Annotated in this window: 16 protein-coding genes; 2 read left to right on the top strand and 14 right to left on the bottom strand. The window is 48.4% G+C overall.

What is annotated here, in order from left to right; genetic code table 11:
- Positions 1 to 55: 55 nt before the first annotated feature.
- From cls to GD630_RS20220, 4 genes are all read right to left on the bottom strand, one after another.
- On the bottom strand, positions 56 to 1327 hold the full coding sequence (cls, locus tag GD630_RS20235; protein ID WP_182505675.1) for a cardiolipin synthase: 1272 nt from the start codon (positions 1325 to 1327) through the stop codon (positions 56 to 58).
- Positions 1328 to 1498: 171 nt separating this feature from the next.
- Positions 1499 to 1831 (bottom strand): DUF5056 domain-containing protein, encoded by a 333-nt coding sequence (locus tag GD630_RS20230; protein WP_143865021.1) that lies wholly within the window; start codon positions 1829 to 1831, stop codon positions 1499 to 1501.
- Positions 1818 to 2363, bottom strand: coding sequence for an RNA polymerase sigma factor (locus tag GD630_RS20225; RefSeq protein ID WP_143865022.1), 546 nt, complete (start codon positions 2361 to 2363; stop codon positions 1818 to 1820). The genes GD630_RS20230 and GD630_RS20225 overlap by 14 nt, the downstream gene beginning before the upstream one ends.
- Positions 2360 to 2935, bottom strand: a complete 576-nt coding sequence (locus tag GD630_RS20220; RefSeq protein WP_143865023.1) for a DUF6249 domain-containing protein — start codon at positions 2933 to 2935, stop codon at positions 2360 to 2362. The genes GD630_RS20225 and GD630_RS20220 overlap by 4 nt, the downstream gene beginning before the upstream one ends.
- Before the next feature lie 109 nt (positions 2936 to 3044).
- Between GD630_RS20220 and GD630_RS20215 the strand changes: the two genes are divergently transcribed.
- Positions 3045 to 4562: a methyltransferase RsmF C-terminal domain-like protein gene (locus GD630_RS20215; RefSeq protein WP_143865024.1), complete on the top strand. Its 1518-nt coding sequence runs from the start codon at positions 3045 to 3047 to the stop codon at positions 4560 to 4562.
- Positions 4563 to 4663: 101 nt separating this feature from the next.
- Here the strand turns inward: GD630_RS20215 and GD630_RS20210 are convergent, their stop codons facing one another.
- From GD630_RS20210 to GD630_RS20185, 6 genes are all read right to left on the bottom strand, one after another.
- Positions 4664 to 5476, bottom strand: a complete 813-nt coding sequence (locus GD630_RS20210) for a hypothetical protein (protein ID WP_143865025.1) — start codon at positions 5474 to 5476, stop codon at positions 4664 to 4666.
- A gap of 117 nt (positions 5477 to 5593) precedes the next feature.
- A complete protein-coding gene (locus GD630_RS20205) occupies positions 5594 to 6778 on the bottom strand; it encodes a TolC family protein (protein WP_143865026.1) in 1185 nt (394 codons plus the stop codon).
- Between the two features lie 31 nt (positions 6779 to 6809).
- Positions 6810 to 9908 carry an efflux RND transporter permease subunit gene (locus GD630_RS20200; protein ID WP_143865027.1) on the bottom strand — a complete coding sequence of 1033 codons (3099 nt, stop codon included), beginning with the start codon at positions 9906 to 9908 and terminating at the stop codon, positions 6810 to 6812.
- 59 nt (positions 9909 to 9967) lie between these two features.
- Positions 9968 to 11203, bottom strand: a complete 1236-nt coding sequence (locus GD630_RS20195) for an efflux RND transporter periplasmic adaptor subunit (RefSeq protein WP_143865028.1) — start codon at positions 11201 to 11203, stop codon at positions 9968 to 9970.
- Between the two features lie 167 nt (positions 11204 to 11370).
- Positions 11371 to 11781 (bottom strand): DUF6769 family protein, encoded by a 411-nt coding sequence (locus GD630_RS20190; RefSeq protein WP_143865029.1) that lies wholly within the window; start codon positions 11779 to 11781, stop codon positions 11371 to 11373.
- A 63-nt stretch (positions 11782 to 11844) separates the two neighbouring features.
- The gene (locus tag GD630_RS20185; protein WP_007751596.1) at positions 11845 to 13482 is read right to left on the bottom strand and encodes an ABC-F family ATP-binding cassette domain-containing protein; all 1638 of its coding nucleotides are present in this window, start codon (positions 13480 to 13482) and stop codon (positions 11845 to 11847) included.
- A gap of 162 nt (positions 13483 to 13644) precedes the next feature.
- On the opposite strand from GD630_RS20185, the gene GD630_RS20180 reads away from it, so the two are divergent.
- Positions 13645 to 14043 (top strand): response regulator, encoded by a 399-nt coding sequence (locus GD630_RS20180; protein ID WP_143865080.1) that lies wholly within the window; start codon positions 13645 to 13647, stop codon positions 14041 to 14043.
- A gap of 206 nt (positions 14044 to 14249) precedes the next feature.
- On the opposite strand, the gene GD630_RS20175 is transcribed toward GD630_RS20180, so the two are convergent.
- The 4 genes from GD630_RS20175 to GD630_RS20160 all read right to left on the bottom strand — a co-directional run bounded on the left by GD630_RS20175 (position 14250) and on the right by GD630_RS20160 (position 22282).
- The gene (locus GD630_RS20175; protein ID WP_143865030.1) at positions 14250 to 14834 is read right to left on the bottom strand and encodes a lipid-binding protein; all 585 of its coding nucleotides are present in this window, start codon (positions 14832 to 14834) and stop codon (positions 14250 to 14252) included.
- A 36-nt stretch (positions 14835 to 14870) separates the two neighbouring features.
- On the bottom strand, positions 14871 to 16361 hold the full coding sequence (locus tag GD630_RS20170) for a SusD/RagB family nutrient-binding outer membrane lipoprotein (protein WP_143865031.1): 1491 nt from the start codon (positions 16359 to 16361) through the stop codon (positions 14871 to 14873).
- 14 nt (positions 16362 to 16375) lie between these two features.
- On the bottom strand, positions 16376 to 19582 hold the full coding sequence (locus tag GD630_RS20165; RefSeq protein ID WP_143865032.1) for a SusC/RagA family TonB-linked outer membrane protein: 3207 nt from the start codon (positions 19580 to 19582) through the stop codon (positions 16376 to 16378).
- 456 nt (positions 19583 to 20038) lie between these two features.
- Positions 20039 to 22282 (bottom strand): inorganic phosphate transporter, encoded by a 2244-nt coding sequence (locus GD630_RS20160; RefSeq protein WP_143865033.1) that lies wholly within the window; start codon positions 22280 to 22282, stop codon positions 20039 to 20041.
- Between the last annotated feature and the right edge of the window lie 253 nt (positions 22283 to 22535).

The raw sequence follows: 22535 nt of genomic DNA, 5'->3' as shown, positions 1-22535 counted from the left end.
CGCTTGCGCAAAATTATATATACGTTCGCTCAAGACTATATACGCTTGCGCAAAATTACAAAAATGGAGTGAATAAATTAGCAAACCATCCTACGAACTTCTTCCAGGGCGAACGCTTTTTCCAGAATTCGGGAGTCAGCTGGGTGCAATCCCGGATGTCTTCGTGAAACATCGTGTTCAGTTCGCCCGTTATCCGTTTGTCAAAAATAAAAGCATTGGTTTCGTAGTCATACCGCAGGCTGCGGCTATTCAGATTGGCAGTCCCCACTGTGCAAAACAGATCATCGACCATCATGATTTTAGAGTGATGGAACCCGCCGTTGTACATATAGACCGTTGCCCCTCTTTTCATCAGTTTGTGAAGTTTGTAGAGTGCAGCGTCTGGGGTAAATGGAATATCGGAAGCGGAGGAAACCATGATTGTCACATCCACCCCCCGATCAATGGTTCGGTAAAGCGCCTTTTTGATTGAAGAGGTCGGCACGAAGTAAGGATTTACGATGTGAACGTTTTTTTGTGCCGAATAAATACTCATCGCATACGCATGGCTCAGCATTCGGCTGTTCTTTTTCGGAGTACGGTCGACGATTGCGACAATGATGTCGGTACTATCCGTCTTGCTCTCGTGGAGTGGAAAGTAGGCAGCTCCTCCTACATTTTGTTTGGTCTCTTTGTTCCAGATTGTCAGGAAGATTTCCTGTAAGTCATTGACCGCGCTTCCCTCTATGCGCATATGCATATCACGCCAGGTCCCTATTTTAGGCAGACCGTTGATATAGTAATCTGCTATATTCATGCCTCCCGTATAAGCTATTTTCCCGTCGATGACAGCTATTTTCCGATGGTCGCGGTGGGCAGCGTGGTTGATATAAGGGAATGTGAACGGATCGAACTTTACAATTTCAATGCCCTGCTCACGTATTTTCTTGAGATGTTTCTTTTTTAGAGGTTTGTTGTTAGACCAGTTGCCAAAAGCATCGAACATAGCACGTACTTCAACTCCCTCTTTCACTTTCTGAGCCAGCAAGTCGAATAGGGCATTGGCGATGGAATCGTTGCGGAAGTTAAAGTATTCCAGATGAATATGATGTTTGGCTTCCCGGATAGCTTCGAATAAATCGATAAACTTTTCCCGTCCGCTTTTCAGTAACTTTACTTTATTGTTGTCGGAAATGGGTATGCCGGACTCTTCCAGAAAACGCAATACAAGTGAGTCACTTGTAAGTCCGATCGAGTCTCTGGGTTGTGTCTTTAGACTGTCTATGATGTCTGCCTGAGCGTGTAATAAAGACAGGAACAGGAATAAAATAAATATACGTAATTTCAAAACTTTTCTCTCTGTTTTAGTTTACAGTTCAACAAAGATACGACATCTATGTTTGGGCTTGCTTGGGAGAAAGGGTATATTTATTATTGTTTAACAGACGAGGTGCTTTTATAACTCTTATGCTGCTGATAACTTTTATGCCTTTAATAATTCTTATGCCATCGATAACTTTTATGCCATCGATGCAACTTTTCGTGTCGCCATAAATGCCAGGACGACAGAGGCGATAATAATCGATTTCGGATCTAGCTCCGCAGTGCCTTGATTAATCATGCTTATGAACACTTCTTTGATTGTTCCCCAAGCAGCTTCCAAGCCGCCCATCCAAATGAAAAGCACAGCTCCCGCAACCACCACAGCAGCGTTCCAGATGCGTGCCAACCGATGACTACAATTGGGTAAGCGATGCATGACACGGCGGCTGAAGCCATTATCAGCTATTTCCTGTTTGTTAGCCGTGAAGAAATCCTTCAAAAGCTTCTCGTCATTTTCAATTTTTGTCATAACCGTTTTGTTTTAAATACGTTGCCAACTTTTCTTTTCCACGCGACAGATGGCTTTTCACCGTTCCTGTCGGTATTCCTGTAATTCCCGCAATCTTTTCGATGCTTAAATCTTCCATATAAAAAAGCGTGATGCAGGTTCTTTCTATTTCTTTAAGCGTCTTAAGCGATCGGTAGATATCCATCTTTTGACCGACGTTTTCCTGTTCGGCACTGTTGACGGCATCTATTTCTCTGGCGTCAAGGTCTGCCGTTTCTTTGCGACTGCGAATATAATCATAAAATATATTGTACGCAATTCGATACAGCCACGTGGAGAAACTGGACAAATTTCTGAAAGAAGCAATATTTGTATACGCTTTGATAAATGTGTCTTGTGCCAGGTCGTCACTCAATTCGCTGTCTCCGCAAGTCAGATTCAGGAAGAACCGCCGGACCGGTGATTGGTACTTCTTCACCAACTGGTCGAAGGCCTTAGTGTTTCTGAACACCACGACCTGCGCGACTAGCGATATATCATTGAGTTGATTCATCTTTGACTGTCATTCTCTTGATTTTCATCTTTCTTTCTACCGATGATCCACTGCCCGATTCCCATGAAAGTGATTAGCAGACCGATAGTGCCGATTGAAAATTCACCGGTAATAGCCCAGAGGAAGATGAAAAGTCCGATTCCTGTAAAGATGTTTTTGATGCCTTGCGTACGCGGATCATTCGGCTTGTCCTCTTTGAGAAAATCTTCCGGAAGCGGCTGTCCGGCAGCAAGAGCCTGTTCGACAAGGCGATAGCGTGCTTTCCGGTTCTTGTAGCGGAAGAAGAAAATGATGAATAGGATAAACACCGGAAAACCGAAGACTGCAATGATTGCGATGATAGGAATCAGAACATCCTCCATCGCATTGGATAGGCTGTACAGAACACTATGATTACTTGTGTCCGTAGCAGTAACATTCTCTTTGGCGATAGAGTCGGTTGTGTCTGTGTCAACTACCAGAGTCGGTTCCGCCTGACTGATGGAGTCGTGGGCAACAGGATTCTGATTTTGAGCGACAGCCAGTGTGCAAGTGGTCAATACAACCATCAAAGCAAGTAGAAAATTTTTCATATAGATCGTTTTTTAATTTGTTTCTTTGTTTGTTAGACGTAGTTAATGACTTAGAAAGTTGCAAAGAGACGAAATATTTTTGATATTTGCGGAAATTAATAAATGAAAAATGGAATTACCCGCTTCTTTTGTAGACTATACCCGCTCTTTATTAGGTGAAGAAGAATATGAAAAACTGGCCGTTGCCCTGCAGCAAGAACCACCTGTCAGTATCCGCTTTAACAATGAAAAATGGAAAATGCAGGATGAAGGGTTATCTGCTGTCCATTCTCCCTTCGGCCGAGTTCCTTGGTCGTCCGAAGGGGTTTATCTGGACGAACGCCTGACTTTTACATTCGATCCGTTGTTTCATGCCGGTTGTTTCTATGTTCAGGAGGCCTCCTCGATGTTTGTAGAGCAGGCATTACGCCAATACATCAAAGAACCGGCAATAATGTTGGATCTTTGCGCCGCTCCCGGTGGAAAGTCTACCCATGCCCGTAGCGTGCTGCCCGAAGGAAGCCTGCTGGTGGCTAATGAAGTCATACGAAACCGTTCACAGGTTTTGGCGGAAAATCTTGCGAAGTGGGGACATCCGGATGTGGTGGTTACCAATAATGATCCGGCGGATTTCGCGGCTTTACCGTCTTTTTTTGATGTCATTCTTACCGACGTTCCCTGTTCCGGTGAAGGAATGTTTCGCAAAGACCCTGTGGCAATAGAAGAATGGACTCCGGAGAATGTAGAGATTTGCTGGCAGAGACAGCGGAGAATTATTGCAGATATTTGGCCTTGTCTGAAGCCCGGAGGCATTCTTATATATAGTACCTGTACATTTAATACAAAAGAAGATGAAGAAAACGTACGCTGGATTCAGCAAGAGTTCGGGGCGGAACTGTTGCCGTTGGAAGTTCGGGAAGAATGGAATATAACAGGAAATCTGTTGAAAGATGAATCGACCGGGACCGTTCATTGGGAGGACATTCCCGTCTATCACTTCTTTCCTCATAAAACGAAAGGAGAGGGATTCTTTCTGGCTGTTCTTCGGAAACCGTGCATAGAAACAGATGAAAACGAAACGAAGAAGGTATGGGAAACCATCAATTCAGAGAAGTCTGCAATCTCAAAATCTACGATAGCGCGAGCTGCAAAGAAAAAAGGGAAACACGCTGGGAAAGGAGTCCCGTCTGTCGCTAAAGAGTTGATGGATGTAGCCCGGAGCTGGGTGAGGGACATCGGCAACTATTCTCTTCTGACCGATGCAGAAACCGTTTACGCCTTTCCCAATGCTCGTCTGGAAGAGTTGGAAGCACTTCGACAGAATTTGAAAGTGATCCAGTCCGGTGTGTCGGTGGGTGAAGTGAAAGGGAGAGATTTGGTTCCCGCTCATGCGCTGGCACTGTGCCCTGTGCTGTTGCGTGACGGCGCTTTTGTCGTTGAGGACATTAGCTATGAGCAGGCGATAGCTTATTTGCGCAAAGAAGCTATTGTACTTCCTGCTACGGTGGCTCGCGGGTTCGTGTTGCTTACTTATAGAGGCGTTCCGTTGGGCTTCGTGAAAAATATCGGTAACCGGGCTAACAATCTTTATCCGCAGGAATGGCGCATTCGTAGCGGCTATCTGCCGGAGGAACTTCGGATACTGTAAATTTTTCGGCACAATTAAAGCAAAAGCCTGTTTTAATTTTCCTTATTAAGTTTCTTCCCAATTAAAACAGGCTCTTGTTTAGGTACGTTGTATTTATTCGCCTAAGGCAAAATCCCTACCGGCATTTCAATTTCGGAAAATGCAAAGATGACCTTGCTCGTTTCGCTTTCTTCAATGCTGTTGGAAGCGGGAGGAGTGACAGGAGAAGTGCGTGTACTGTTTAGCGGTGGTGTCCCCCAATTCAGTGCCAGATTTTTGTCGAGTCGGTGAAGGCCGTATGCATTGCATCGCAGGGTGTATGTATAGCGTTTGGTGGCGGCATTCCCTTCTTCTTCCGGCAGGACAAAAGCGAGTGAAACTTTCTCATCTGCCTCCTGTGCTAGTTCGTAAGTACCTTTAACGAGGAGTTTCAATCCGGAAGAAAAAGCCGTCTGTTCACCCCGTTCAAAGAAGTAAGCTTCACGGCTCGGAGTGTTGATCAGAAAGATAAAATCTACCCCCTGCAACGGTTGGGGCGTTGTGATACCTTCCTCGCCTAAATAATCGGCAGGAAGCAACTGCAACGCTTCGTAATTGTCCACCACTTTGATATTGAGCACACAACTCTCCGAAGTCGCATAGTCCGTCACCCGCAGGCGAGTTTTCCCGGTGAGGTAGCCGCGCACATATATATTCGTGCCGTTTGGCACTCCGCTCCAACCTTTTTCAATTCCCGCGGCGGCAATTTGTGTGTGCTCCATCTCCAGATTGTAATCACCGTTTCCGCTTTTCGGACCAATATACCGTATACCGCCCATAGGTACTTCGTAGTAACTGTCATAAAATTCGAGTGGCTGGTTGTCCTCGTCTTTACAAGCATTCAATGAGGCTAAAAGACAAAATAATGTAGCTAAGTAGTAGAGTTTTCTTTTCATGGCAATTTAGGTTGTGTATTAGGTGCAAATATAGGGAAATAATTAAAAAACAGGATAAGATCAGTTCGATAAATCTTATCCTGTTTACTTTCATAAGTAGATAAATACCTCTTATATTTATAATTTGCTCTTGTAGATCCGCGCCATTGCCTTCTGGTATTGATTCTCCAGTTGCAGATAATTCTGGTGGCTCTGATAGAGCACGGACACCTCCACAAAGTACTCAATCATGCTGATTTGTCCTCCGGTCAAGGCCTGTTTGAGCAAGGCAAGATCTTGTTGCGACCGGAAAGTCCTCGTGTACTCCTCCATAGAAGCATGAAGCGTTTTGGCTTCCCGGTAAAGCTGTGCCAGTTCGGATTCTACCTGCAAGGCGGCATTATCCCTTTGCAGATCTATGTTCAGAGCCTGTGCTTTGGCAATCTTCACCTTGTTCCGGTTTTCAAAAAGAGGGAAAGAGAATCCCACCACTAGGCCGTTGAAAGGAGTACCCGATTCCGTGTTCCGGCGGTAGCCCAGCTCCAGTTTCGGCAACCATTGCGACTTGTTGACAGCAATTTGTTTGCGGGCGACGAGGCTCTCGTTGCCAAGCGCCATCAACGTGCGGTCTGCCGATAACACCTCCGATTTCAGTATCTGATAATCAGTCGGGAAAGGCACGGCCGGGTATTGGCTCTCCTCGAAAACAACCGGAAGATTTCCGTTCAACGTACTCAGTTCCTGCAATTTATTGCGCAGCGCCGTTTCGTTCAGAGACACTTCTGTCTTGACATTCAGCAACTCCAGATTGATCTTGTTCGTTTCGAGCGCATTGGCATCTCCTGTCTGCAGGCGTTTGGCGTACATTTTAGCAAGTTCTTCCGCATTGCGCAGGCGTTCTTCTAAAATCTGCTTCTGCTGGCGAAGCATGATGATGTCCAGGCAAAGCTCCTTTGCCTGCAATAACTTCTCCTGCCGAAAAACATCCGCCTGGCTGTCGTAAGCTCCGATTTTCAGACGGTTCAGCTTGTTGCGCGTGGCATATAAGCTGGGGAAGTCGAAGCTCTGCGAAACCACCAACTCACCGATTGTTTCACTTTTATCTTTCGAACCCCAGAGGTGTGCATAGGAAAGCGTGGGATCGGGCAGATTGTTGTCCGTTCTAGCCTCCAGCTTTTGCGACTGAATCAGCTGCTTGTTAGCCTGCAACTCCTTGTTGTTCGTTTCGATATTTCTCAAAACCTGCTCAATGCTGTTTTGGGCTTGCGCACTGCCTGCGGTCAGGAGCAGAAGTGCCGCGCCGATAGTTATGATTTGTTTCATTTTCATCTTCTTTATTGGTTGTAAATTGCAATTACAGACTTGCTGAAGCCTTCTTGCGGTGCATCATCAGATAAACAATCGGGACGATGAATCCGTTCAGGAAAGTAGAAGTTAACAAGCCTCCCAGAATCACTTTTGCCATCGGACTCTGAATCTCGTTGCCCGGAAGATCACCTCCCAGAGCCAGCGGAATCAATGCCAGAGCAGAAGACAAAGCCGTCATCAGGATCGGGTTCAGACGGTCGAGCGAGCCTTGCATCACGCTGTCGTACACGTTCAACCCCTCCACTTGCTGGAGATGATTGTAATGGCTGATGAGCAGCATACCGTTACGGGTAGCAATTCCGAACAGAGAGATGAACCCGATGATAGCGGGTATACTAACTTCCCCCGTTGTAAGTACCAATGCGAAAACGCCACCGATCAACGCGAGCGGCAGATTCAGCAGGATGACTCCCGACTCCTTGACGCTGCGGAACTCATGGTAAAGCAATAGAAAAATCACAACGATGCTGATAAATGAAGTCAGCGCTAATGTTCTGCTCGCCGCCTGTTCGCTCTCAAACTGCCCGCCGTATTCGATGTGGTAGCCTTCGGGCAATTGCACGGATGCGTCGATCTGCTTCTGGATGTCGTTTACCACACTGCGCAAGTCGCGGTCGGCAACGTTGGCGGAAATCACGATTTTCCGTTTCACGTTCTCACGGTTGATGGTGTTAGGCCCCATAGCCGATGTCACTTCCGCCACATAGCTTAGGGGGACTTTGCGTCCGTCGTTCGTGTCCACCATCAAGTTGCGGATTTTCTCCATCTCGTCACGGGCGTCGTTCTTCACCTTCACAATCAGGTCGAAACTCTTGCCTTGTTCGTACACCTGCGAGATCACTTTTCCCGCCAGAGCGACATTCACGTACTCGGAAAACTCCGGCAGTGTGATTCCGAACTTGGCCAGCATTTCGCGTTTGGGCTGTATTTTTAACTGCGGACGTTCGATCTGCTGTTCCACATTCAGGTCGGCAATGCCGGGAATTGCGCCGATCGCCTCTTTGATCTGATTGCCGATGGAAAACATCTTGTTCAGGTCGTCGCCGAATAGCTTGATGGCAATATTTGCTTTCGTACCGGACAACATGGCGTCAATCCGGTGGCTGATCGGCTGTCCGATTTCAATGTTTGCTCCTGTAATTGTGCCCAGCTTTTCACGTACATCCGCCACCAGTTCGCTGCGCGAGCGCTCGCCCAGTTCAAACGGAGCCTCAATTTCGGACACGTTCACACCCAATGCGTGCTCATCCAGTTCGGCACGTCCCGTTTTGCGGGCAACGGTTTGTATCTCCGGAATGGTCAACAGCAACTCTTCCGCGCGCTGTCCCATTTTGTTGCTCTCTTCCAGCGATATACCCGGCAGAGAACTGATATTGATTGTGAACGAACCTTCGTTGAAAGAAGGGAGGAAGCTACGTCCCAGCGTGAAGAACACACCGAGCGCCACGACGAAGAGAGCGATAGTTCCACCCAGTGTCACCCGTTTGTGCGCCAGCACCCAAGACAGTGCCTTTTCATAAATCCCTTTCATCCAGCGGGCTACGAAAGATTCTTTCAGTTCCTTGTTCGTCTTGTTGCTTCCCAACAGATAAGAGCAGAGCACCGGAGTCAGTGTCAATGCTACCACCGTCGAGGCGAATAACGCCACGATGAAAGCAATGCCCAGCGGGACCAGCATTCGGCCTTCCATGCCACTCAGGAAAAATAGGGGAACGAAACTGACTACAATAATTAAAGTTGAGTTCAAAATCGGCATACGAACCTCCTTCGAGGCGTTGAACACCACTTCGAGCGTGCTCAATCTTTCCGCTTCCGCTTTCAGCCGGTTTTCACGCAAGCGCTTGTATACGTTCTCCACGTCAACGATGGCGTCGTCCACCAGCGAACCGATGGCGATTGCCATACCTCCGAGACTCATAGTGTTGATAGTCAGTCCCATATAATGCAGTGTCAGGATCGATACGAGCAGTGAGAGAGGCAGTGTCACCAGCGAAATAAGCGTAGTGCGCACATTTGCCAGAAACAAGAACAGAACGATAACGACAAAGATACCTCCTTCAAAGAGCGATTTCTTCACGTTGCCGATAGAACTTTCGATGAAGCGGCTTTGGCGGAAAATGTCCGTAGAAACCTTTACATCCGGTGGCAGGTTCTTCTGAAGGTCTTTTAGCGAAGCCTCCAGCTTGTCCGTCAGTTCCAGTGTACTGGTGGCGGGCTGCTTGGTCACAGTCAGCAGGACGGCAGGTTTTCCCCGTTCCGAAGCCGTACCCAATTTCGGCGCTTTGGGGCCTATCGCCACGTCTGCTATATCTTCCAGAGTGACCGGAAAGTTGTTCACCGTCTTTACCACCGCCTTGCCGAGCTGTTCCGTCTGAGTGGTGGAAAGCACGCCTCGCACTATATATTCATTTCCGAACTCGTAAAGCACTCCGCCGTTGGCGTTCAGGTTCATGTCTTGCGTCACCGCCATCACCTCACCCATCGAAACACCGTAGTGGCGCATCCGCTCGGGATCAAGCTGAATCTGGTACTCTTTGATGTCTCCTCCGAGCACCGCTACTTGCGCCACTCCTCCGGTAGACAGCAGACGCGGACGGATAGTCCAGTCGGCAATCGTACGGAGGTCGAGCATGGAGGTAGAGTCGGCCGTCAGCCCGACAATGAGCATTTCGCCTAGAATAGAAGATTGCGGGCCGAGTGTCGGTTTTCCAACGTTGACCGGAAGCGATTCACTGACTACAGCGAGCTTTTCACTCACAATCTGTCGGGCAAGATAAATATCTGTTCCCCAGTCGAATTCCACCCAGACAACAGAAAAACCATTGGTGGAAGAAGAACGGACACGGCGTACACCGGTAGCTCCGTTTACGGCGGTTTCCACAGGGAAGGTCACGAGTTGTTCAACCTCTTCGGCGGCCATACCATTGGCTTCGGTCATGATGACAACCGTAGGCGCGTTGAGGTCGGGAAACACGTCTACTTCCGTGTGCATGGCAGTGTAGCTCCCCGCAATGAGCAGAAGAATGGAGGTGCAGAGCACCAGCAATCGGTTGTGCAGGGAATAATGTATGATTTTATTAAGCATCTTTTTAAATTAAGAATTATGAATGAGGAATTAAGGATGAAGATTCATTCTTCATTTAATCAGTGTTCGTGGCTGTGTGCGGGGATGGCATTGCTTGCACTGGCCAGTCTTACCTGGTACGCTCCTTCGGTCACAACGCGGTCGCCCGCTTTCACGCCGGATAGGATCTGGACATTTTTTCCGTTGTCGGCTCCTACGGTCACTTCCTGTTTCTTGTACCCTTCCTCATCCAGTTGCAGATATACAAAGTAGATCCCTTGTTCCTCCGTCAATGCGGTGCGTGGAAGGGAAATTACGTTTTCCATTGGCGACGAGAGCAGGAAAACCTCTACGAATGAGCCGGGAATCACTTCACCTTTGTTATCGAACTCGAAGGTGACAGGCACGTAGAAAGAATTGTCTCCGGCAGTTTTCCCGAAAGACAGGAGTTTGCCGTTGAGCGCTTGCAGTTCATATACCTTATTATTATAAGGAGTCTGGAAATTGGCGGAGCTGATTGTGTGGAGGTACGGGTAGTACTTTTCCGACACTTCGGCGCGGAGGAACAGACGGCGGTTCTGCGTCACGCTAACCAGTGGTTGTCCGATGGTCACGTAGTCCCCCTCTTTCACCAGTATACTTTTCACATAGCCTGCGATGGGAGCTGTGATATTTTGTCCGATAGCCGAATGGTTCTTCGAAAGGGCCTCGTAGCTGATGCGGGCGTTCTCGTAATTCTGCTCCGCCTGTGCAAATTCCTTGTCGGATACGATTTTGTTTTTGACAAGGGCTTTCATCCGTTCGTACTCTTTCTTCGACACTTCGTAGGCGATGCGGGCACGTTGCACCGGGTCACCGTCGGCTATATTGTTTGAAGAAATGGTGACCAACGGTGTGCCGCTGCCGACGCTCATTCCTTCCGTCACTTTTCCACGAAAAGAAACAACGCCGGCTACGGTAGCTACGGCAACCGATTCGTCCCCCTGAGCAGCAAGTACTTGTCCGCTGGTTTTAATGACCTGTTGGAAAGGAGCGGGCTCGATGATACTAGCCTTTACTCCGGCTGCTTCGGCTTTCACTTTCGGAAGGATGATCTCGTCACTATGCGCTTCGGCCGTTTCGAGGTGGCTGTCTGCTGTTTCGTGACTGTGCCCTTCACCGGATTCATTCCCGTGGGCGCTGTGGTCGTGATCTTCTGTGGCATGATTATGTCCTTCCGCCTCATGATCATGCTCGTTGTGTGTATGTGTGACGGTACTATTACAAGAGGCAAGGATAAATAAACCCAGCACTCCGAAAAAAATAAGTTTCTTCATAAATGATATTTCCTACTTAAGTTTTTTGTTTTCTTTTTGTTGTTGCAGATTCATACTGCAAAAATACGGCAAGGTTCTTGCAACTGACTTGCAAAGATGAATTGACGTTCCAACTGACTTGCAAAGATTAGCTACAACGCCTTTGCAACTGACTTGCAAGAGCGTTTTTAAGCGAAAACAGAGTAGGGAGGTGCGCGAAGCGAGGTGGCACGGTAGAAATCCGTGCCATGCAGAGAGTCTCGGAAGACGTAATAGTTCTTTACCCGTTTCTCCTGCGGGCGTAGTAAATGTTCGATAATGACATCGGTGAACAGCGTAGCGATAAATACATAATCCGGACTGCTATAGCTGTGTATGGATGGGATGGACGACTGAAAGCGTGTCAGACACTCGCTGTTGCAACAGGTGTCGCTTCCCGGATGATGATGATGCTTGGGGCATTGTTGCTCTACGGGCAAGTCCTGCTTCATGCAAATCATTCCGTTAGGGTGGTGATGATGGGGAATAACGGCTGCCACCAACATGATAATGTTGATAAAAAACAGCAGAGTTACTATGATTCTTTTTTTCCCTTTCATCCTGCGCAAAGATACAAATTCTTTATCTTCTCCCGGAAGCCGACCCCTTCTTTTTATTATTTATTATTTCTTTTCCAGCTCTTGCAACGAATCCATCTTTTTCTTTTCGAGGAATTCATAGATACCGCAGAGGTGTTCCGTCACCTTCTGATTGCCAAACTCATAAACCTTTGATACCAGTCCGTCGAGGAAATCACGGTCGTGCGAAACGACAATCAGCGTGCCGTCAAAATCGAGCAACGCCTGTTTCAGGATGTCCTTTGTTTTCATGTCGAGGTGATTCGTCGGCTCGTCCAGAATGAGAAGGTTGACCGGCTCCAGCAATAGCTTGATCATTGCCAGGCGGGTACGCTCTCCACCCGAAAGCACTTTCACTTTCTTCATCGACTCTTCCGGACCGCCAAACATGAAAGCACCCAGCAAGTCGCGGATCTTGTTTCGGATTTCCCCTTTCGCTACGTCGTCAATCGTCTGGAACACAGTCAGATTCTCGTCCATCAGTGAAGCCTGATTCTGTGCAAAATACCCGATTTGTACATTATGTCCCAGCGTCAGCGTGCCATCGTGCTCTATTTCCCGCATGATACATTTGACAAGCGTAGACTTACCCTCGCCGTTCTTGCCGACGAACGCCACCTTGTCTCCGCGCTCAATCGTCAGATTGGCGCCCTTGAACACCACCTTCTCTCCATACGTTTTCCCAACATTCTCCATGATGACCGGATAACTGCCCGAACGGGGGGAAGGCGGAAATTTCAGACGCAAAGCGGAAGTGTCCTCTTCGTCCACCTCCAGCAATTCCAGTTTCTCCAGCATTTTCACACGGCTCTGTACCTGCAAGGTCTTCGAGTACGTCCCCTTGAAACGTTCGATGAACTCCTTCGTCTCGGCGATGAACTTCTGCTGCTCATCGTACGCCTTCTGTTGCTGTTCGCGGCGTTCCTTGCGCAGTTGGAGATATTGTGAGTAGTTTACTTTGTAGTCGTAGATGCGCCCCATCGTCACTTCGATGGTGCGGGTCGTGATGTTGTCGACAAACTTGCGGTCGTGGCTGATGACAATTACCGCCTTGCCGTTATTGATCAGGAAATCTTCCAGCCATTGGATAGACTCGATGTCAAGATGGTTCGTCGGCTCGTCGAGCAGCAGCACGTCCGGTTTCTGCAACAGCAACTTCGCCAACTCGATGCGCATCCGCCATCCGCCACTGAAATCACTCGTCTGACGTCCGAAGTCTTCCCGGCGGAAACCGAGTCCGAGCAACGCTTTCTCTACATCCTCCTCGTAGTTCGTGGCGTCGATTGAATAATACTTCTCGCTTAGGGAGGACACTTCCTCGATCAGAGCCATATAACTGTCGCTTTCGTAGTCCGTCCGTGTTTCCAACTCCTTGTTCAGTTTCTCGATTTGCGCTTCCATCTCGTGCAGATGCGCGAAAGCCTGTGCCGTTTCGTCGAACACCGTGCGTCCGTCCTCCGTCATCAAGTGTTGGGGCAGATAGGCCACCACGCACTCTTTCGGTGCAGAGACCTTGCCGCGTGTAGGTTGCCTCACGCCTGCCAGAATCTTGAGCAGTGTACTTTTTCCCGCTCCGTTTTTCCCCATCAGGGCGATGCGGTCTTTTTCATTAATAACGAAAGAGATATCACTAAATAAAGTCGTGCCGCCAAATTCTACGGCCAGTCCGTCTACAGAAATCATATTATTCTTTTAAATTGAGGCGCAAAGATAGCGAAATATATGAATATTTTTTATATCTTGCGGGCTGAAATAGGATATTAACTTGTTGAGACAGGATATAAGCTTGTTGAAATAGGATGTTGGCTTAAAAAGATATAGATGGAAAATAATATACTAAACAATATGGAAGGTACGCAAACATATGAATTCAGACCGCTTATACTTGTGGCTGAAGACGACGACAGTAACTTTAAACTGATTAAAGCGATCATAGGTAAAAAATGTGATATCATGTGGGCACGGAACGGAGAAGAAATGGTAAATTTATTTCAAACACACGGGGAAGATGCCAAAGCGATGTTGATGGACATTAAAATGCCGCTGATGAATGGGCTGGAAGCGACGAAAATTATTCGTGAGTCCAACACTACGATTCCCATTATCATGCAAACTGCCTACGCTTTCAGTTCGGATAAGGAAAATGCGATGAAGGCGGGAGCTACGGAAGTGCTGGTGAAGCCGATTACGCTAGGGGTTCTTCGCGGTACACTGAGTAAATATCTGCCCGATTTGCAGTGGTAAATGAATAATAAAACGCAGATTAACGCAAATTATCATAGAAAAGATTCTATAAGTCATTGATTAATATGTCAATTGAATATCAATTGACATATTAATTGAAATGAATTAGTCAAGACTTGGAGTCTGTTTAAATAATCTATGCTAACTTGCGTTAATCTGCGTTTTGATATATCCCCCCCTTTTTTTGAGGGGGGAGAAATCAGTTCTTATGGTTGAGAGCCGGATGCATCATCGTCAGTAGTAATAGGTTCAACCCACGTTTCATCGTCATCCCATCCGGTGCGGCGGAAGCCTTTGATGGTGTACGTTTTGCCTTCCAGCGTATATTTCACTTCGATGCCGTCCGCTTTTCCGTTTGTCGGAGTCGTAACGCTTTCTAAAGTGACTTTTCCGGAAGTGACTGTAAATTCCCCTACGGGAGTCGTTCCGTCGGCAACCATATTGCCTGCTGTCCCGTTAAAGGTGAGTTCTTCCACATTACAACTGATTTTGCCTAGAATACCTTGTTTGAAAAGGCTTGTATTCGGCAACTTGATCCACAACTTGTCCTTATCATTATCCGCTGTATTGTACAGATACATATAAATTCCGTAGACGTTGTATGATTCGTCATCGTCCTCTATTGTGCTCATAACCAGTTCCTCATTGTTCTCGTCCAGCACTTTGACGTAATATTGTCCGCTCAGCGGGTATATAGGGGCAAACTCCTGCTCGTAGTCTCCATAAGTGTCGCATGACACGAAAGTGACCATTGCGAACATCAGGACTAATAAATAATTAATAGGTTTCATGTATATATCCTTTCTTTCTATTGTTCAATATCCTTATTATTTTTTATGCCACCACAGCGGTTCGGTAATTGCCGGAACTTTCGTAGGCGCATTCGTATTATAGTCCAATGACTCTTTTGAGTAGATGAAGCGGTGAGCAAACTGACCCTTAGCTAACGAACTGTTGGGGTTATATGCCAGTGTACCCAAAACGTAATCATCCGGATCACCGTCTGTTGTGTACTCGCTGACTTCCGGAATACCGGTGCGGTTGATATCGAACCATGCATCCCAAGCCTGGCAACGGGTGCTGGCAATCCATTTTTGGGTAAGGATACATTTCAGCATACTTTCTTCGTCGGCGTCTTGGAATTCGTAAGGTTTTCCAACTGCAATAAATTCATCGATTTCATTGTCATGGTTCCATCTAGCGAAAGAGAGTTCAACAGCATCGTCATAGTGAGTCTTTGCATTATCTTTGTCTCCCAACCGTGCATAGCATTCCGCCAACAGGTATTCGGCTTCAGCCGCTGACATATAATAAACAGGATCGGTAGCACCGATTACGGCACGCGAAGTTGCTGAAATGCTATATGTACTGGAAGTTCTGTTCCCATAAGGAATCGCTTGGTATTTGGTTCTATCAGTTGCGGCAGTCTTCTCGTAAAAATCTCCAATGCGCGGATCGTCATATTCGTTTAAAAAATTATACAGCGTCGTACAAGCGCGTACATTATTTGTCGTATTCAACTGTCGGCGGTCATTTTCATAGAACGGATTGGACTTATTTACGACGTCCTCGAAGCAGTGTACCGTTGCGTCGTCTTTCAAGAAATCATCGGCAGCGAGCAGGGTTTCTATCTCCGCCTTATTCGTGTCAAAGTCTCTCATGAGCAACTTCAACTTTAAAGTTTTGGCAAATCTGATCCATTTCGCGATATCCCCGTCATAAATATAATCTTCCACGTTCATGGTTTTCAGACCTTTGGCAGAGGCTTCCGCTTCCTTGTCGATAGCGTCGTTCAGCATTTTGATAATGCCGGGATAAACCACCGTTTTACTATCATCGTATTTGCAGTTCTGACCTTTCAGAGCTTCGGTGAAAGGAATATCTCCATAAGCGTCGGTGAGCACGTGATAAGTAAACGCGGTCATGATTTTTCCGACCACCCAATAGTTCCACGCACCTTCCTCTTCTGATTTCTTGATAACGAGATCGAGATCAGGCAAAACGTCCGCGTACGGAATTCTCCACAGACGGAGGTCGCTGGAAGAAGTCATTGCATAGTTGACCAGCGTGATATATTGGCTGGATGACGGATTCTGCGTGTAGTGCTGTGACCACATAGAACCGTAGAGTTGGTACAAATACCCCATTACGGCAGCCGAGCCGGTGAATGCGGACGGCAGTAACGTCGTTACCGTCACTTGTGATTCGTCCGGATAATTCGGATTCTTGTTGACGTCCAGATAGTCCTCGCAAGAGGTGAACGTGCCGGACAGGATGGCGCTTAATACACCTATATATAAATACTTGAATTTTTTCATCTTCGATCGTTTTTTTAGAATACAACTTTAATACCTCCACCTATATTGCGCGTAGAAGGCAAGGCGGCAAATTCTCCCAGTTCGGAAGCGATATCGTTACCGAAAGTTGTGGTTTCCGGGTCTACGTAATTGTTAGCTTTCGGAGTCCACATAAAGAGGTTGCGTCCGATCAGGCTCAGGTCTAGCTGCTGGATACCCAGTTTGGAAATCCATGCTTTCGGGAATGAGTAAGACAAGACCAGTTCCCTCAGTTTCACATAACCTTTCGGGATGATGAAGTTCTCGAACTGGCTGTCCGAGTAAGAGTCGCTGTAATAACTGCTCATGTTGTCGCTGGTCACGGGACGGTTGTTTTCGGCGTAGCCTCCGTCCTTGAGGGCGATTACGGAGTTGGGCACGACGAACGGTTCGCGGTTGTTGAACAGCGAGCGGGTAGTGTTGCCGACGAAGTGCATCAGCTGTGCGGTGTAGGAGTACATATAACCGCCTTTACGCCAGTCGGCCACAGCGGAAAGGGTGAATCCTTTGTAGCTCACGCGGGTGTTGAAGCCCATATTGAAGTCGGGAGCGGACGAACCGATCGTCTTCATTTCGCTGTTGCTGGTAGTCGGGATACCGTTGGCATCGACAATCACTTTGCCGTAGTAAGGGCTGTTCTCGTCCTGTACGGTAGCGAGGGCGGGCACTTGGAAGATTCCGAGCGGTTCGCCGACTTTGGCAACGAAGTTAGCGCTGTAAGCCGTTTTCAATACGTATTCGGTCACAGGCTTGTCCCCCTCGTTCCACAACTTGTTCACCTTGCTCCAGTTCTTGCTGAAGGTGACTCCCAAGTCCCATTCCACCTCTTTGGTGCGGATCGGAGTCAGGTTGAGGGCGATTTCGATACCTTTGTTGGAAATTTCGCCAACGTTGCGCACGGCACTGGTGTAGCGTGTTTCCGGGGCGACGTCTGCCGCGATGATCTGGTTTTTGGTCAGCTTGTCGTAGTAGGCGAAGTCAATGCCGATGCGGTTGCTGAGGAAGTTGGCGGTCAAGCCCAATTCCCATTCGGAAGTCTTCTCCGGTTTCAGGTTGTTGTTGGGCTGGCGGTTGTATTCGGTCAGTCCCAGCGCCCCGTTCAGCGGAGTGTCCAGATAGCCGTAGCCGGATGAAATATGATCGGGGATGTAGTATGCCAGCGTTCTGTACACGTCGGCGTCGTTACCCGTCTGTCCCCATGCGGCGCGCACTTTCAGGAAGTCTATCACGTTGTTTTTCAGCGAGGGGAACATATCGGTCAGGATGACGGACGTGTTGATTCCTCCGTAGAAGAAACTGTTGTGGTGGATAGGCAGTGTAGACGACCAGTCGTTGCGTCCGGAAAGGTTGACAAACCAGAAATTCTTGTACCCGAATTCCACCTGTGCGAAGGCTCCGATTGTTCTGCGCAAATCGCTGTAATTGGTGCTGACGGGCTTGTCGGTCCCGTTCTGCAGATTGTACCATCCTTCCATGAACAGCCCTTCGAGAAACGACTTCAGATAAGACGATTTCCGTTGGTTGAGGTTCCATCCCGCCGTACCTCCGAGAGTGATGTCCGTGCCGATATTGTAGTTGGCGCTCAGAAAGAGGGTCGCGTCGATCTGGTCGTAATTGTCGGTACGTTCGGTATAAGTACCCTTTTCTTCGGATTTGCCTCCGATGCTGCTGTACGAATTGTCGGCGTACGTCAGTTTCGCCGTGCGCAGCTTCTGGCGGGAGTTGGTGAAGTCACCTCCGAGACGTCCTACGGCCTTCAGACCGGGAATGACCTCGTAAGACAATTCCAGCTTACCGTAGATGCGGTCGTCCTGATAGTTGTTCTTATTGTTGGCGAGTACCCAGTAAGGGTTCTGCGCGTACCACGTGTAATAGTTGTCTCCGTTGAACCGTTCGTCGTTGAAATCCTTCATGACGGAATAGTCGATGTCCACCGGGTGCTGTATCAGTTCCTGCTGCATGGTGGCTCCCGCGTTTCCTTGTCCGGCGGCGGCTTTCGTCATGTCTTTGCGGATATACGTGATGCTGGCGTCGGCGGCGAACTTGCCGAATTTCATGTTGCCGCGGAATGACAGGGTGTTACGTTCATATTTGTCGGCATTGTTGGGCAGCACGCCGTTAGAGGAGGTGTTGCCGTAAGAAAGCATCAAGCCCATCTTTTCGTTGCCGGTGCGGACGCTGATGTTGTTGTTCATCTCGAATCCGGTGGTGTAGAAGTTGCGGAGATTGTCTTTCACGAACGAGTAGTGCTTTTTCATCGGGGTAGTCAGTTTGCTGGAGCCCCATTCGTTGAGCCGGCCGTCCAATGCAGGTCCCCACGATCCGTTCTCGCTTCTGTCCCACGTTCCCCAGCCTTGTCCGAACTTGTCCTGTTCCTGCGGCACGCGGAGCACGTTGGAAGCCATGAAAGAGCCGTCGTACGAAACGGTCAGTTTCTCTTGTTTGGCGCGTTTGGTGGTGATCATCACTACACCGTTGGCGGCACGCGAGCCGTAGAGAGCGGTGGCTGAGGCGCCTTTCAGTACGGTGACGGATTCCACGTCGTCGGGGTTGATGTCGTTTGCCCCGTTACCGAAGTCGATAGCGTCGCCGGCCGCAATGACACCGTTGCCCTGGTCGTTGGAGAGGCTGGTGTTGTTGGACATCGGCACGCCGTCGATGACGTATAGCGGCTGGTTGCTGGAGAAAGAGGAGTAACCGCGCACGATTACTTTCTGTGAGCTACCGGCCGTTCCGGAGCTGGAAATGTTTACACCGGCTATTTTTCCGGAAAGTCCGGACATCACGGAACCTGACTTGGCTGCGACCAAATCGTCATTTTTCACTGTAGAAGCGGCATAACCCAGTATTTTCTCGCTTCTTTTGATACCTAAAGCGGTAACGACCACCTCGTCCAGCGCCTTCGCGTCCGAACGCAGCACGATGTTTAAAATTCCTTCTTTGATTGTCACTTCCTGGGGGATCATTCCCACATAAGAAACACGTAAGGTTTTGGAGGAACTTGGTACGTTGCTGATTGTAAATTTACCGTCAATATCGGTGATTGTACCAAGAGTGGTGCCATTGACTAATACTGAAGCACCTACGACAGGCTGTCCATCTTCTTCGGATGTTACCAATCCGGTCACTTTGGATGTCTGCGCTGTCGCCAGACCTATGCCTATAAATAGGAAGGTCATGAAGAACATCAATTTTCTTTTCATAAATTCTCTCTTAAGTTAAACTAAAAACACATTCTCTCTAACAGGATGCAAAGATAATACAAATTATAATAATCTAAGAAAAGTAATGCGTTTTTAACTAAATGCTGTCATATTGAAAGTGAATTTTGGATTTGATGTAGGAGTTTGAAATGTTGTATAGATTATTTGCTTGCTTTTAGATTATTTGACGTGTCATAAAGAAAGCGCTGCGAACGTTTGTTTTGATAATAAAATATCATTGATCCCGCAAAATGGGTGGCTTTTTATTATTTTAGCTCCTTCCCCTCACCATTTACATGCAGACGCCGTAAAGAGTAGATTATTGTTTGTGGAAAAATGAAGCTGGCTCGCTTAGTATTTGTAAGTGAAGAGATGAAAAAATCCCCCTTACTATTACCTTAATCCGTTGTGATATTAAGGAATGGTAAGGGGGGATTTTTTTGTGGAGAAATCAGATCAGTCGGTCTCGATCTGGAACTTACGGCTTACTTTCATTAGATTGATGGTGTAAGTCACCACGTTTTGGGCTTCCTGAACCATCGTCAGGTATACCATGCTGACGCGGATACTTCCCGACTGGCTTTGGATGCGCTGCAGTTCTTTACGTTTCAGCAGCGAGAGTTGTCCGTTAAGGTCGTTGGCGCGGCGGATTTCTTCTTCCATGTTATTGTAATCGTTGTTTTCCAGTTTTCTGCGACATTGCTGGATCAGGTAAGTGATGTCTTCGGCCGTGTCGCTGAATTCGCCTTTTTGGATAGCGTCCAATGGGTTGAAGTTGTTGTCGATGTGCTCCAGACACGGTTCGCAGAGACGGGAAATGCTGTACACCAGTTCGCTGGCGAAGTCGTTGCCCTGGTAGTAGTAAAGCCCTTTTTCGAGCACGGTGTTGTTGTCGAGACGGCACATGGCGACGGTTCCGGTACGCTTCATCTGCTTGACGAGCTGCTTCTCGAATTTGGTGGAGCCCATCGCGCGACGCAATCCTCGCAGGTTTTCGTGGAGGAAGGAGGTGACGGTGAGTTCGAAGTTCGTTTCCGCGTATTCCAACACTTTGCCGAGCTCTTCGCGGGTGTGCTTGCGCATCAGTTGCAGAGCTTCTTCGCTGTCGGTGGTCTGCATCAGTTGTTTCAGGGTCTCGTTGCCTTGCTCTTTCGCTTTGCGTTTCTTGTACATCACTTGGCTGCGTATCAGGATGAACACGGCGATGCCGATGAGGGCGATGATGGAAATGTTTCCTCCGTAGTGAAGTACGAGGGCGACGAAGAAGCAGATGGTGAAGGCGGCTCCGGCGGTGATGAACCAGCCGCCGATGACGCTCAGTACGCCTGTGATACGGTAAACGGCGGAGTCACGTCCCCAGGCACGGTCGGCCAGTGAGGTTCCCATAGCTACCATGAAGGTGACGTAGGTGGTGGAAAGGGGAAGTTTCAGTGATGTTCCTAAAGCGATGAGCAGGCCTGCCAGCACGAGGTTGACGGAGGCACGGACAAGGTCGAACGCTGCACCGTCGGCTATGATGGCTTCGTCTTTGCGGAAGCGGGTGTCGAGCCATTTCTTGGTGCTGTTCGGAGTGATTCGTGAGATTCCGTTGGCGAGCGCCATGCTGAAACGGACGATTGTACGGGCTATCGGGGTGCTTCCGAAGGTTTCTTCGCCTTCGTCTTGGCGGGAGAGGTCGACGGAGGTCTTGATAACGGCGTGCGCCTTTTTGGAGGTGCAGAGTGCGTAGACCATGATTGCTCCGGCTCCGATCAGGAAGTACCACGGGGTTTTGGCGGGTCCTAGCAGGGAGGTCATCAGGAAGTTGTCCGGGTTGCCCGATCCGTTGGCGGTGTAGTCTATGAAGGAGGAGAAACCGGCGAGGGGAACGCCGATGAAGTTGACGAGGTCGTTGCCGGCGAAAGCGAGGGCGAGGGCGAAGGTGCCCATCAGCACGACTACTTTGAAGACGTTGACTTTCAGCCAGTGGAGGACTTGCATCAGCAGGGTGAAGAATACGAAGAACACGGTGATGAGCGGCAGGGTGTTGTCTTGTATCCAGTGTTTGTTTTCGGGTGTCATGAAGGAGCTGTCTTTCAGCCCTTTGATGAGCATGAAGTAGATGATGGAGGTGGCGGCGATGCCTCCGAAGAGGGCTATGCTGTACTTCATCTTTTTAGTGTAGTTGAAGGTGAATATCACACGGGCAATCCACTGCACAAGCATTCCGAAGAAGAAGGCGATGGCTACGGATACGAAGATTGCCATGATGACGGAAAGGGCTTTGTCGGTGTTGATGAGGTCGCCCAGCGCGAGGGTGTCGCTGTTGTGCACTTTGATGAGCGCGAGGGCGAAGGTTCCTCCAAGTAGCTCGAAGACTAGTGAAACGGTGGTGGAGGTGGGCATGCCCATTGAGTTGAAGACGTCGAGAAGCACTACGTCGGTCAGCATGACGGCAAGCAGGATGCACATGATTTCGGCAAAGTAGAAGTGCTCGGGCTGGTAGATGCCGTGACGGGCTATGTCCATCATCCCGTTGGACAGGGAGGCGCCGATGAAAATGCCGACACCGGCTATGAACAGGATGGTCTTGAACGATGCGGCTTTGGCGCCTACCGCGGAGTTCAGGAAATTGACCGCGTCATTGCTCACGCCGACAATGAGGTCGAACACGGCAAGGACGAACAGGAAAATGAGGATGCATAAGTAAATTGTCTCCATAAATGTATGTAGTATGTAATTTCGACCGCAAAGGACGGAATTCGAGGTTGCAGGGAAATGTCATAGATGTTACATTTGTGTTACAATCTTCTTTCTTTTGTCTTGAAACAAAAGAAAGAAGCAAAGAAAAATTCAAGGCTTACTTTTTTCTCCTACTCGCTTCCTGCACTCCGCTGAAGGGCAGAAACTCGCTTCGCTCAAACAGTCTGCCCTTCTTTACGCTCCGTTACGGGAGCTCGCTTGACGGAGAAAA

Source organism: Bacteroides zhangwenhongii (genome assembly GCF_009193325.2).
In the GTDB taxonomy this organism is placed as follows: Bacteria; Bacteroidota; Bacteroidia; order Bacteroidales; family Bacteroidaceae; genus Bacteroides; species Bacteroides zhangwenhongii.
Note: the sequence above shows the minus strand (reverse complement) of the source record. Positions and strands in the feature narration are given on the sequence as shown.

Excerpts from the sequence above, each read along its gene's own strand:
- GD630_RS20230 (WP_143865021.1), bottom strand. The coding sequence starts at position 1,831 with ATGACAAAAATTGAAAATGACGAGAAGCTTTTGAAGGATTTCTTCACG.
- GD630_RS20170 (WP_143865031.1), bottom strand. The coding sequence starts at position 16,361 with ATGAAAAAATTCAAGTATTTATATATAGGTGTATTAAGCGCCATCCTG.
- GD630_RS20210 (WP_143865025.1), bottom strand. The coding sequence starts at position 5,476 with ATGAAAAGAAAACTCTACTACTTAGCTACATTATTTTGTCTTTTAGCC.
- GD630_RS20180 (WP_143865080.1), top strand. The coding sequence starts at position 13,645 with ATGGAAGGTACGCAAACATATGAATTCAGACCGCTTATACTTGTGGCT.
- GD630_RS20195 (WP_143865028.1), bottom strand. The coding sequence starts at position 11,203 with ATGAAGAAACTTATTTTTTTCGGAGTGCTGGGTTTATTTATCCTTGCC.
- GD630_RS20205 (WP_143865026.1), bottom strand. The coding sequence starts at position 6,778 with ATGAAACAAATCATAACTATCGGCGCGGCACTTCTGCTCCTGACCGCA.
- GD630_RS20185 (WP_007751596.1), bottom strand. The coding sequence starts at position 13,482 with ATGATTTCTGTAGACGGACTGGCCGTAGAATTTGGCGGCACGACTTTA.
- GD630_RS20160 (WP_143865033.1), bottom strand. The coding sequence starts at position 22,282 with ATGGAGACAATTTACTTATGCATCCTCATTTTCCTGTTCGTCCTTGCC.
- GD630_RS20165 (WP_143865032.1), bottom strand. The coding sequence starts at position 19,582 with ATGAAAAGAAAATTGATGTTCTTCATGACCTTCCTATTTATAGGCATA.
- GD630_RS20190 (WP_143865029.1), bottom strand. The coding sequence starts at position 11,781 with ATGAAAGGGAAAAAAAGAATCATAGTAACTCTGCTGTTTTTTATCAAC.
- GD630_RS20220 (WP_143865023.1), bottom strand. The coding sequence starts at position 2,935 with ATGAAAAATTTTCTACTTGCTTTGATGGTTGTATTGACCACTTGCACA.
- GD630_RS20215 (WP_143865024.1), top strand. The coding sequence starts at position 3,045 with ATGGAATTACCCGCTTCTTTTGTAGACTATACCCGCTCTTTATTAGGT.
- GD630_RS20225 (WP_143865022.1), bottom strand. The coding sequence starts at position 2,363 with ATGAATCAACTCAATGATATATCGCTAGTCGCGCAGGTCGTGGTGTTC.
- GD630_RS20175 (WP_143865030.1), bottom strand. The coding sequence starts at position 14,834 with ATGAAACCTATTAATTATTTATTAGTCCTGATGTTCGCAATGGTCACT.
- GD630_RS20200 (WP_143865027.1), bottom strand. The coding sequence starts at position 9,908 with ATGCTTAATAAAATCATACATTATTCCCTGCACAACCGATTGCTGGTG.